The following is a 12759-nucleotide window of genomic DNA, read 5'->3' as shown; positions in this document are numbered from 1 at the left end:
CGGTCACATCCGGAAAATGCCGAAACGGCTCGGTTCGATCGGGGCATTGAGGGCTGCCGAGAGGGCCAGGCCGAGAATCTCGCGGGTTTGCGCGGGGTCGATGACGCCGTCGTCCCACAGCCTTGCGCTGGAATAGTAGGGGTGGCCCTGGTGTTCGTACTGGTCCAGGATCGGCTGCTTGAGCTGCGCCTCGTCCTGCGGGCTGAAAACCTGGCCGCTGCGCTCGCTCTGTTCGCGCTTGACCTGGGCCAGCACGCCTGCGGCCTGTTCGGCGCCCATCACGCCGATGCGCGCGTTGGGCCACATCCACAGAAAGCGCGGGTCGTAGGCACGCCCGCACATGCCATAGTTGCCGGCACCGAAGCTGCCGCCGATGATCACGGTGAACTTGGGCACCTGGGCGCAGGCCACTGCGGTCACCAGCTTGGCGCCATGCTTGGCGATGCCGCCGGCCTCGTACCTCTGGCCCACCATGAAGCCGGTGATGTTCTGCAGGAACAGCAGCGGGATGCCGCGCTGGCAGGCCAGCTCGATGAAGTGCGCGCCTTTCTGCGCGGCCTCGGCGAACAGGATGCCGTTGTTGGCCAGAATCGCCACCGGGTAGCCGTGCAGGTGGGCAAAGCCGCACACCAGCGTGGTACCGAACAGCGCCTTGAACTCGTCGAACAGCGAGCCGTCCACCAGGCGCGCGATCACCTCGCGCACATCGAACGGCTGCTTGGCATCGGCCGGCACCACGCCGTACAGCTCGTCGGCTGCGTACAGCGGGGCGATCGGGGTGCGCACCTGCAACTGGCCCAGCTTGCGCCAGTTGAGGTTGGCCACGCAGCGCCGGGCGATGGCCAGGGCGTGTTCGTCGTTGTCGGCATAGTGGTCGGCCACGCCGCTGACCTTGCAGTGCACGTCGGCACCGCCCAGGTCTTCGGCGCTGACCACCTCGCCGGTGGCGGCTTTGACCAGCGGCGGGCCGGCCAGGAAGATGGTGGCCTGCTGGCGCACCATGATCGCCTCGTCGGCCATGGCCGGCACGTAGGCACCGCCGGCGGTGCACGAGCCCATCACCACGGCGATCTGCGGTATGCCCTGGGCGCTCATGGTGGCCTGGTTGAAGAAGATGCGGCCGAAGTGCTCGCGGTCGGGGAACACCTCGTCCTGGCGCGGCAGGTTGGCGCCGCCAGAGTCCACCAGGTACACGCAGGGCAGGCGGTTCTGCTGGGCGATGGTCTGGGCGCGCAGGTGCTTCTTGACAGTCAGCGGGTAATACGAGCCGCCTTTGACCGTGGCGTCGTTGGCCACGATCATGCACTCCACGCCCTCGATGCGGCCGATGCCGGCGATCACGCCGGCGGCAGGCACGTCTTCGCCGTACACCTCGTGGGCGGCCAGCTGGCCGATCTCCAGAAACGGCGAACCGGGGTCGAGCAGGCGGTCGATGCGGTCGCGCGGCAGCAACTTGCCGCGTGAGGTGTGGCGCTCCTGGGCCTTGGGCCCGCCGCCCTGGTGCACGCTGGCGAGCAGGTCACGCAGGCCTTGCACCTGTTCGAGCATGGCCGCGCTGTTGAGCGCGAATTCGGGCGCGCGGGGGTTCAACTGAGACTTCAGAATCATCGTGGCTCCTGGCGCAGCTTCAAGCGGCAAGCTCCAAGCTGCAAGAGTGGGTCTGCGTTATGGCGGCGTTGCCGCTGAGCGCCTCAGCGCGTCTCGTTGAACAGCTCGCGACCGATCAGCATGCGCCGGATCTCGCTGGTGCCGGCGCCGATCTCGTACAGCTTGGCGTCGCGCAGCAGGCGGCCTGCGGGGAACTCGTTGATGTAGCCGTTGCCGCCCAGAATCTGGATTGCCTCGAGGGCCATCTGGGTGGCGCGCTCGGCGGTGTAGAGGATCACCCCGGCGGCGTCCTTGCGGGTGGTCTCGGCGCGATCGCAGGCCTGGGCCACGGCATACAGGTAGGCGCGGCTGGCATTGAGCTGGGTGTACATGTCGGCGATCTTGCCCTGGATCAGCTGGAACTCGCCGATGCTCTGGCCGAACTGCTTGCGGTTGTGGATGTAGGGCACCACCAGGTCCATGCACGCCTGCATGATCCCGGTAGGGCCGCCGGAGAGCACCACACGCTCGTAGTCCAGGCCGCTCATCAGCACCTTCACGCCACCGTTGAGCTGGCCGAGGATGTTCTCCTGGGGCACCTCGACGTTGTCGAAGAACAGCTCGCAGGTGTTGGAACCGCGCATGCCCAGCTTGTCGAACTTGTTGCTGCGGCTGAAGCCGGCCCAGTCGCGCTCGACGATGAACGCGGTGATGCCGTGGGGGCCCTTTTCCAGGTCGGTCTTGGCGTAGATCACGTAGGTGTTGGCGTCGGGGCCGTTGGTGATCCAGGTCTTGCTGCCGTTGAGCACGAAGCGGTCGCCGCGCTGTTCGGCACGCAGTTTCATCGACACCACGTCGGAGCCGGCGTTGGACTCGCTCATGGCCAGGGCGCCGATGTGCTCGCCGCTGATCAGCTTGGGCAGGTATTTGGCTTTCTGTTCGGCGGTGCCGTTGCGGTTGATCTGGTTGACGCAGAGGTTGGAGTGGGCGCCGTAGGAGAGCGCGACCGAGGCCGAGCCGCGGCTGATTTCTTCCATGGCCACCACGTGGGCCAGGTAGCCCAGGCCCGCGCCGCCGTATTCTTCGCTGACGGTGATGCCCAGCAGGCCCATGTCGCCGAACTTGCGCCACATGTCGGCGGGGAACAGGTTGTCCTGGTCGATCTGCGCCGCACGCGGGGCCAGCTCGGCTGCGACGAACGCCTGCACCTGGTCGCGGAGCATGTCGATGGTTTCGCCCAGGGCGAAGTTCAGGGTCGGATAACGCATGCTGGCACCTTTCTTGTCGATTGTTCTTTGAGTGGCGTGGTGGTTGATCCGCGATCAAGGCGCTGCGATCTGTCACCTTTACGTTAACGTAAACCCCGCACCGAACACTGTCAATCTCCCCATGACCTTTACGTTAACGTTAATTTGCGCCACATTAGGTCTCGCGTGAATCAGCACCCACAACAATCACAATACGGGGTCGTCATGAATCAACCGAGCTACACCCAGGGTCGCCAGGACAAACCGCTGATGGCCATGACCATCGGCCAGGCCCTGGACAACACCGTGGCGCGCTTTGCCGAGCGCGAGGCACTAGTGGTACGCCACCAGCAACTGCGCTACAGCTGGCGCGAACTGGCCGACAGCATCGACCTGCATGCCCGCGCCCTGATGGCGCTGGGCCTGAAGACCGGCGACCGCCTGGGTATCTGGGCGCCCAACTGCGCGCAGTGGTGCATCGCCCAGTTCGCCACCGCCAAAATCGGCGTGATCCTGGTCAACATCAACCCGGCCTACCGCACCAGCGAACTGGAATACGTGCTGCGCCAGTCTGCCTGCCAGTGGCTGATCTGCGCCGGCACCTTCAAGACCTCCGACTACCATGCCATGCTCGGTGAACTGCTGCCGGAGCTGGCGCACCAGGCGCCAGGCCAGCTCAATGGCGAGCGCCTGCCCGACCTGCGCGGGCTGATCAGCCTCGACGACGCGCCGCCGGGCGGCTTCCTGCCGTGGGCGGCGCTGGCCGGCATGGCCGAGCAGGTCGCCCCGGCCGAGTACCAGCAGCGCCAGCAGAGCCTGCAGTTCGACCAGCCGGTGAACATCCAGTACACCTCCGGCACCACGGGCTTCCCCAAGGGCGCGACCCTGAGCCACTACAACATCCTCAACAACGGCTACATGGTCGGCGAGAGCCTGGGCCTGACCGAGCATGACCGCATGGTGATCCCGGTGCCGCTGTACCACTGCTTCGGCATGGTCATGGGCAACCTGGGCTGCATCACCCACGGCACCACCATGATCTACCCCAACGACGCCTTCGACCCGCTGCTGACCCTCGAAGGCGTGGCCCGCGAGCGCGCCACCGTGCTGTACGGGGTGCCGACCATGTTCATCGCGCTGCTCGACCAGCCGCGGCGCGGCGACTACGACCTGAGCAGCCTGCGCACCGGCATCATGGCCGGCGCCACCTGCCCGATCGAAGTGATGCGTCGGGTGATCGACCAGTTGCACATGGGCGAGGTGCAGATCGCCTACGGCATGACCGAGACCAGCCCGGTGTCGCTGCAGACCGGCCCGGACGACGAGCTGGAGCTGCGCGTGACCACGGTGGGGCGCACCCAGCCGCAGCTGGAGAGCAAGATCGTCGACGAACACGGCTGCATCGTGCTGCGTGGCACCATCGGCGAGCTGTGCACCCGCGGCTACAGCGTGATGCTGGGCTACTGGGGCAACCCGGCGGCCACTAGCGAGGCGATCGACCCGGCGGGCTGGATGCACACCGGCGACCTGGCGAGCATGGACGAGCAGGGCTACGTGTGCATTGCCGGGCGCAACAAGGACATGATCATTCGCGGTGGCGAGAACATCTACCCGCGCGAGCTGGAGGAGTTCTTCTTTACCCACCCGTCGGTGGCGGACGTGCAGGTGATCGGCATTCCGGATGAGCGTTACGGCGAGGAGATCGTGGCGTGGATCAAGCTGCACCCTGGGCACAGCGCCACCGATGGGGAGCTGCAGGCCTGGTGCAAGAGCCGCATCGCGCACTTCAAGACGCCGCGACATTTTCGTTTCGTCGAGGAGTTTCCGATGACGGTGACCGGGAAGATCCAGAAGTTTCGCATGCGCGAGATCAGCATCGAGGAGTTGTGCAACCGTTGAGCTCGGCGTTTCAGCCATCGCGGGTCAAGCCCGCTCCCACAGGTATCGCGCATTTCTGTAAACCACCGCACTCCTGTGGGAGCGGGCTTGACCCGCGATGGGCACACCGCAGTGCAACTGCCAGATCCCGGTCTACGCTTGCACCTTCACCGGCGGCTCTTCACTGGGCGGGTCGCCCACGGGCTCCTGCTCCTTGGGCGGCTCGGGCTCCTTCTCGGGCACCGGTGGTGGCAGATTGGGGTCATCGATATTCGGATCGGGCGTTTCAGCAGGAATAGGAATATTCATGGGCCGAACCTCACATAAAGGGCTGTTCAAAGGCTGACCCATTCTTCGACCGTGGCCGCGCCGCATCGCTCATTTTTTATTGAACCCCCACGCCTGCCATTGCTCTGAACCTTACCGTCACAGCGTAACGGAGCGATGTTCGATGACCCGCGATGAGCCTTTCAGCACCGATGAAACCAGCGAGCACACCCTGACCCTGGCCAGGGCGCTGCTGCTGCCGCGCATAGTGATCGAGAACACCGAACCTGTGCTCGACGCCGGCCAGCACGCGGTCAAGGGTACCGTGGGCGAACAGGTCACCGTTACCAGCAAGGTCTTCGCCGACGGCCACGACGTGCTGGCCGTGCGCCTGAGCTGGCGCCGCCTGCAGCACCCCAACTGGCACGAAGTGCCCATGACGCTGCTGGGCAACGACAGCTGGGAGGGGCGCTTCACGGTCAGCGAGGTGGGCCGCCACCTGTTCATGATCGAGGCCTGGATCGACCAGTACGCCAGCTACTGCTACGAGCTGGAGAAGAAATTCGCCGCCGGCGTCGACGTAGGCCTGGAGCTGGAGGAAGGCCGCCGCCACCTGATGCAGAGCGCCGAGCGCAGCAGCGAGCCGCTGCGTGCGCAACTGGAGGCGGTGGCCCTGCAACTGGCCAGCCTGCCTGCCCAGGCCGGCGTCGAGCTGCTGCTGCACGGCGACACCCGCGCCCTGATGGGCCGCGCCGACCACCGTGCCTACCTCAGCCGCAGCGCCGAGTTCCCCCTTGAGGTGGAGCGCGAGCGCGCACGCTTTGCCAGCTGGTACGAGCTGTTCCCGCGTTCGGTCACCGACGACCCGGCCCGCCACGGCACCTTCAACGACGTGCATCAGCGCCTGCCGATGATCCGCGACATGGGCTTTGACGTGCTGTACTTCCCGCCCATCCACCCCATCGGCACCCAGCACCGCAAGGGCCGCAACAATGCCTTGCAGGCCGGCCCCGACGACCCCGGCAGCCCCTACGCCATCGGCAGCGCCGACGGCGGGCACGAGGCCATCCACCCGCAGCTGGGCAGCCGCGAAGACTTCCGCCGGCTGGTGGCCGCCGCCGCCGAGCATGGTTTGGAAATCGCCCTGGACTTCGCCATCCAGTGCTCCCAGGACCACCCCTGGCTCACCGAGCACCCGGGCTGGTTCAGTTGGCGCCCCGACGGCACCATCCGCTATGCCGAGAACCCGCCGAAAAAATACCAGGACATCGTCAACGTCGACTTCTATGCCGCCGACGCGGTGCCCGCCCTGTGGCTGGCCCTGCGCGACGTGGTGCTGGGCTGGGTGCAGGAGGGCGTGACCCAGTTTCGCGTGGACAACCCGCACACCAAGCCGCTGCCGTTCTGGGAGTGGCTGATCGCCAACGTGCGCAGCCAGCACCCGCAGGTGATCTTCCTCGCCGAGGCCTTCACCAAGCCGGCGATGATGGCGCGCCTGGGCAAGGTCGGCTATTCGCAGAGCTATACCTACTTCACCTGGCGCAACACCAAGGCCGAGCTGCAACAGTACTTCAGCGAACTCAACCAGCCGCCGTGGTCGTACTGCTACCGCCCCAACTTCTTCGTCAACACGCCGGACATCAACCCGTTCTTCCTGCACGACTCCGGTCGCCCGGGCTTTCTGATTCGCGCAGCGCTGGCCACCATGGGCTCGGGCCTGTGGGGCATGTATTCGGGGTTCGAGCTGTGCGAGGCGGCGGCGATACCGGGCAAGGAGGAATACCTGGACTCGGAGAAGTACGAGATCCGCCCGCGCGACTACACCCAGCCCGGCAACATCATTGCCGAGATCGCCCAGCTCAACCGCATCCGCCGCCAGCACCCGGCGCTGCAGACCCACCTGGGCATCCGCTTCTACAACGCCTGGAACGACAACATCCTGTACTTCGCCAAGGGCGATCCGGCCAGCGGCAGCCTGATCCTGGTGGCCGTCAGCCTCGACCCGCACAACGCCCAGGAGGCGCACTTCGAGTTGCCGCTGTGGGAGCTGGGCCTGGAGGACGACGCCGAAACCTTCGGCGAAGACCTGATGAGCGGCCATCGCTGGAGCTGGTACGGCAAGACCCAGTGGATGCGCATCGAACCCTGGCACCAGCCGTTCGGCATCTGGCGCATCACCCCGGCCCGCTAGCCCCCCGCCAACCAGAAGGAGTCGTACATGGCGAAGAAAGCCCGCCCAGCCACGTTCATCAACGACCCGCTGTGGTACAAGGACGCGATCATCTACCAGGTGCACGTCAAGTCGTTCTTCGACTCCAACGGCGACGGCATCGGTGATTTTCCCGGCCTGATCGCCAAGCTCGACTACATCGCCGAGCTTGGGGTCAACACCCTGTGGCTGCTGCCGTTCTACCCCTCGCCACGGCGCGACGACGGCTACGACATCGCCGCCTACAAGGCCGTGCACAGCGACTACGGCACCCTGGCAGACGTGCGCCGTTTCATCGCCGAGGCGCACAAGCGCAACCTGCGGGTGATAACCGAGCTTGTCATCAACCACACCTCCGATCAGCACCCGTGGTTCCAGAAGGCCCGGCGCGCCAAGCCCGGCTCCAGGGCGCGGGACTTTTATGTGTGGTCCGACACCGATACCAGGTACGACGGCACGCGCATCATCTTCCTCGACACCGAGCACTCCAACTGGACCTGGGACCCGGTTGCCGGCCAGTACTTCTGGCACCGCTTCTATTCGCACCAGCCCGACCTCAACTTCGACAACCCGCAGGTACTCAAGGCGGTGATCGGGGTGATGCGCTACTGGCTCGACCTGGGCGTGGATGGCCTGCGCCTGGATGCCATCCCGTACCTGATCGAGCGCGATGGCACCAACAACGAGAACCTGCCCGAAACCCACCAGGTGCTGAAGAAGATCCGCGCCGAAATCGACGCCAACTACCCCGACCGCATGCTGCTGGCCGAGGCCAACCAGTGGCCCGAGGACACCCAGCTGTACTTCGGCGAAGGGCAGGGCGACGAGTGCCACATGGCCTTTCACTTTCCGCTGATGCCGCGCATGTACATGGCGCTGGCCCAGGAAGACCGCTTTCCGGTCACCGACATCCTGCGCCAGACCCCGGAGATCCCGGCCAACTGCCAATGGGCGATCTTCCTGCGCAACCACGACGAGCTGACCCTGGAGATGGTCACCGACCGCGAGCGCGACTACCTGTGGAACTACTACGCCCAGGATCGTCGCGCGCGCATCAACCTGGGCATCCGCCGGCGCCTGGCACCGTTGCTGCAACGCGACCGGCGCCGGGTCGAGCTGCTGACCAGCCTGCTGCTGTCGATGCCGGGCACCCCGACCCTGTATTACGGTGACGAGATCGGCATGGGCGACAACATCTACCTGGGCGACCGCGACGGCGTGCGCACGCCGATGCAATGGTCCATCGACCGCAACGGCGGCTTCTCCCGCGCCGACCCGGCACGCCTGGTGCTGCCGCCGATCATGGACCCGCTGTACGGCTACCAGTCGGTGAACGTCGAGGCCCAGGCCAGCGACCCGCATTCGCTGCTCAACTTCAACCGTCGCCTGCTGGCGGTGCGCAAGCAGCAAAAGGCCTTTGGCCGCGGCAGCCTGACCATGCTCTCGCCCAGCAACCGCCGCATCCTGGCGTATGTCCGCGAGTTCACCGGCAGCGACGGCAAGGGCGAGACCATTCTGTGCGTGGCCAACGTGTCCCGCGCCGCCCAGGCGGCAGAGCTGGACCTCTCGGCCTATGTCGACCAGGTGCCGGTGGAGATGCTCGGCGGCAGCGCGTTCCCGCCGATCGGCCAACTGCCGTTTCTGCTGACCTTGCCGCCCTATGGCTTCTACTGGTTCCTGCTCGCGCCCAGGGACCAGATGCCCAGCTGGCATGTGCAGCCCGCGCAGCCGCTACCGGAGTTCACCACCGTGGTGCTCAAGAAGCGCATGGAAGAGCTGCTCGAATCGCCGTCGCGCGACACCCTGCAAGACGCCATCCTGCCGCAGTACCTGCCCAAGCGCCGCTGGTTCGCGGGTAAGGGCGCCGCGCTGGAAAAGGTGCGCATCGCCTATGGCGTGCGCTTCGGTGCGGCCACCAGCCCCGTGCTGCTCAGTGAAATCGAGGTCGACGGCGGCGGGCAGACCAGCCGCTATCAGTTGCCGTTCGGCCTGATCGGCGAAGACCAGCTGACCAGCGCATTGCCCCAGCAACTGGCCCTGTCACGGGTACGCCGGGGGCGCCAGGTGGGCCTGATCACCGATGGTTTCGTGCTCGAAAGCTTCATTCGCGCGGTGCTGGCCGGCTTTGCCGATGGCACGCGCCTGAGCTGCAGCGACGGCGAGTTGCAGTTCCAGGCCACCGAGCAGCTGGCCGCCCTGGAGCTGGGCGACGAGCCGGCGGTGCGCTACCTGTCGGCCGAGCAGTCCAACAGCTCGGTGGTGGTAGGGGGCAGCCTGGTGCTCAAGCTGATCCGCCGGGTCAATGGCGGCATCCACCCCGAGCTCGAGATGAGCGCCTACCTCACTGCCGCCGGCTACCCGAACATATCACCGCTGCTGGGCTGGCTGAGCCGGGTGGACGCCACCGGGCAGCCGCACCTGCTGATGATCGCCCAGGGCTACCTGAGCAACCAGGGCGACGCCTGGGACTGGACCCAGAACACCCTGGAACGCGCGATTCGCGACGAAATGGAACCCGGCATCCAGGCCCCGCAGGCCCATGCCGATGCCTTGCAGGAGCTGCAGGCCTTTGCCGCGCAGCTGGGCCAGCGCCTGGGCCAGATGCACCAGGTGCTGGCCGCGCCCACCCAGGACCCGGCGTTCAAGCCGCGGGTGAGTAGCGCGCGCGATGGCAAGGCCTGGGGCAAGCAGGTCAGCGCCCAGCTCAACCAGGCGTTCGACCTGCTGGAGCAGCACCGCGATGAGCTGGATGCCGACAGCCAGGCGCTGGTCGACGACCTGGGCAAGCAGCGCAAGGGCCTGCTCGAACAGGTCAGCGAACTGGCCATGCAGGCGGTCGGTGGCGTGCTGATACGGGTACACGGCGACCTGCACCTGGGCCAGGTGCTGGTGGTGCAGGGCGATGCCTATCTGATCGACTTCGAAGGCGAGCCGGCGCGCCCGCTGGAGGAGCGACGCGGCAAGCACAGCCCGTACAAGGACGTCAGCGGCGTGCTGCGTTCGTTCGACTATGCTGCTGCGATGGTGTTGCGCAGCGCGTCGGGGGTGGACGTCTCGCCGCCGGCCCGCCAGGCCCGTCAGCGCGTGGCGCGGCGCTACCTGCACCAGGCCCGGCATGCCTTTGTTCAGGCCTACGATCTGGCCACCGCCGACCTGCCGCACGCCTGGGAACAGCCCGGCGGGGCACGCGCGGCGCTGGACCTGTTCAGCCTGGAAAAGGCTGCCTACGAAATTATGTATGAAGCCGAGAATCGCCCGAGCTGGTTGGCCGTGCCCTTGCATGGCCTCCATGGGCTTGTCAGTACGTGGGGAGAATGAATGAGCGCGCACAAGCGGGAACAGGCTGGGTTGGGCACAAGGGATATCGATGACCTGGTCAATGCCAGGCACGGCGACCCGTTCGCGGTGCTCGGGCCGCACCCGGATGGCGCGGGCGGGCAGTGGATACGCGCCTACCTGCCCGATGCCCTGAGCGCCCGGGCGGTGGCCCGCGACAGCGGGCAGGTGCTGCTGGAGCTGGAGCAGGGCAGTGTGCCCGGGCTGTTCAGCGGGCGGTTGCAGCAACCGCAGGCGTACGACCTGCACATCAACTGGGCAGGGGGCGAGCAGGTCACCGAAGACCCCTACAGCTTTACCCAGTTGCTGCTGGGGGAGATGGACCTGTACCTGTTCGCCGAGGGCAATCATCGCGACCTGGCCAAGGTGTTCGGCGCGCAGCCCGCACAGGTTGACGGCATCGACGGGGTGCGCTTTGCGGTGTGGGCGCCGAATGCGCGGCGGGTGTCGGTGGTCGGTCACTTCAACAACTGGGACGGGCGCCGCCACCCGATGCGCAAGCGCGTGCCCAGCGGTGTGTGGGAGCTGTTCATCCCGCGCCTGCAGGCCGGCGAGACGTACAAGTACGAACTGCTCGGGCCCGACGGCATCCTGCCGCTCAAGGCCGACCCGCTGGCACTGGCCACCGAGCTGCCGCCCAGCACCGCCTCGAAGGTGGCCGCCGCGCTGGGCCATGTGTGGCAGGACCAGGGCTGGATGCGCGTGCGTGCAGCGCACCAGGCCACCAACGCGCCGCTGTCGATCTACGAACTGCACGCCGGTTCCTGGCAATGCGAGCTGGATGAAAGCGGTGAAGTGGCCCGCTACTACAACTGGCGCGAACTGGCCGAGCGGCTGGTGCCCTACATCCAGGAGCTGGGCTTCACCCATATCGAGCTGATGCCGATCATGGAGCATCCGTTTGGCGGCTCGTGGGGCTACCAGCCGTTGTCGATGTTCGCGCCCACCGCGCGCTATGGCACGGCCGAGGATTTCGCCGCGTTCATCGACGCCTGCCACCAGGCCCACATCGGCGTGATCCTCGACTGGGTGCCGGCGCATTTTCCCACCGACGAACATGGGCTGGCGCAGTTCGACGGCACCGCACTGTATGAGTACGCCAACCCGCTGGAGGGCTTCCACCAGGACTGGGACACGCTGATCTACAACCTGGGGCGCAACGAGGTGCACGGCTTCATGCTGGCTTCGGCATTGCACTGGCTCAAGCATTTTCACATCGACGGGCTGCGGGTGGATGCGGTGGCCTCGATGCTGTACCGCGACTACTCGCGCAAGGCCGGCGAATGGGTGCCCAACCGCCACGGCGGGCGCGAGAACCTGGAGGCCATCGATTTTCTGCGCCACCTCAACGACGTGGTGGCCCAGGAGGCGCCGGGGGCGCTGGTGATCGCCGAGGAATCCACTGCCTGGCCGGGTGTCAGCCAGCCGACCCAGCAGGGCGGCCTGGGTTTCAACTACAAGTGGAACATGGGCTGGATGCACGACACCCTGCATTACATCCAGAACGACCCGATCCACCGTGCGCATCATCACAACGAGATGAGCTTCGGCCTGATCTACGCGTATTCCGAGCATTTCATCCTGCCGATTTCCCATGACGAGGTGGTGCACGGCAAGCACTCGCTGATCGACAAGATGCCGGGCGACCGCTGGCAGAAGTTCGCCAACCTGCGCGCGTACCTGGCCTTCATGTGGTGCCATCCGGGCAAGAAGCTGCTGTTCATGGGCTGCGAATTCGGCCAGTGGCGCGAGTGGAACCATGATGCGGAACTGGACTGGTACCTGTTGCAGTACCCCGAGCACAAGGGTGTGCAGTCGCTGGTGGCCGACCTGAACCGGCTGTACCGCGACGAAAAGGCGCTGCATCAGCAGGACTGCGTGCCGCAAGGGTTCCAGTGGCTGATCGGCGACGATGCGCGCAACAGCGTGTATGCGTGGCTGCGCTGGAGCGCCGAGGGCGAGCCGTTGCTGGTGGTGGCCAACTTCACGCCGGTGCCGAGGGAGGGTTATCGCATCGGGGTGCCGTTTGGCGAACAGTGGGTGGAGGTGCTCAACAGCGATGCCCAGGTGTATGCCGGGTCCAACTACGGCAACCTCGGGGCGGTGAACAGCGAGGCGTTGCCCAGCCATGGGCAGCCGCTGTCGCTGGCGGTGAACCTGCCGCCACTGGCGGTGCTGGTGCTGCGCCCGGCTTGAGACCTTGGGCCTGCTGCGCAGGCCATTCGCGGGTCAAGC

7 protein-coding genes are annotated in these 12759 nt (G+C 66.2%); 4 read left to right on the top strand and 3 right to left on the bottom strand.

Translation table 11 applies throughout. From position 1 onward, the window contains the following. Positions 1-3 precede the first annotated feature (3 nt). Together DN388_RS11210 and DN388_RS11205 are read right to left on the bottom strand one after the other, a co-directional pair. Positions 4-1608, bottom strand: a complete 1605-nt coding sequence (locus tag DN388_RS11210; RefSeq protein ID WP_254999834.1) for a carboxyl transferase domain-containing protein — start codon at positions 1606-1608, stop codon at positions 4-6. A gap of 83 nt (positions 1609-1691) precedes the next feature. After that, entirely contained in the window at positions 1692-2855 is a 1164-nt protein-coding gene (locus tag DN388_RS11205) for an isovaleryl-CoA dehydrogenase (protein ID WP_254999833.1), read from the bottom strand. A 204-nt stretch (positions 2856-3059) separates the two neighbouring features. Here DN388_RS11205 and DN388_RS11200 point away from each other — a divergent pair, with 204 nt between their 5' ends. Continuing rightward, positions 3060-4733, top strand: coding sequence for an AMP-binding protein (locus DN388_RS11200; protein ID WP_254999832.1), 1674 nt, complete (start codon positions 3060-3062; stop codon positions 4731-4733). Between the two features lie 132 nt (positions 4734-4865). Here the strand turns inward: DN388_RS11200 and DN388_RS11195 are convergent, their stop codons facing one another. After that, a complete protein-coding gene (locus DN388_RS11195; protein ID WP_167400188.1) occupies positions 4866-5021 on the bottom strand; it encodes a hypothetical protein in 156 nt (51 codons plus the stop codon). Between the two features lie 142 nt (positions 5022-5163). Between DN388_RS11195 and DN388_RS11190 the strand changes: the two genes are divergently transcribed. The 3 genes from DN388_RS11190 to glgB are packed head-to-tail and all read left to right on the top strand — an operon-like array spanning position 5164 to position 12720. Beyond that, on the top strand, positions 5164-7170 hold the full coding sequence (locus tag DN388_RS11190; protein WP_058540282.1) for an alpha-1,4-glucan--maltose-1-phosphate maltosyltransferase: 2007 nt from the start codon (positions 5164-5166) through the stop codon (positions 7168-7170). 27 nt (positions 7171-7197) lie between these two features. Then, on the top strand, positions 7198-10506 hold the full coding sequence (treS, locus tag DN388_RS11185) for a maltose alpha-D-glucosyltransferase (protein WP_054914399.1): 3309 nt from the start codon (positions 7198-7200) through the stop codon (positions 10504-10506). Next, positions 10507-12720, top strand: coding sequence for a 1,4-alpha-glucan branching protein GlgB (gene glgB / locus DN388_RS11180; RefSeq protein ID WP_100632682.1), 2214 nt, complete (start codon positions 10507-10509; stop codon positions 12718-12720). Positions 12721-12759 lie beyond the last annotated feature (39 nt).

This window comes from Pseudomonas sp. S12(2018), assembly GCF_024355235.1.
Lineage (GTDB): Bacteria > Pseudomonadota > Gammaproteobacteria > Pseudomonadales > Pseudomonadaceae > Aquipseudomonas > Aquipseudomonas palmensis.
This window is presented reverse-complemented; position numbering and strand designations above follow the sequence as displayed.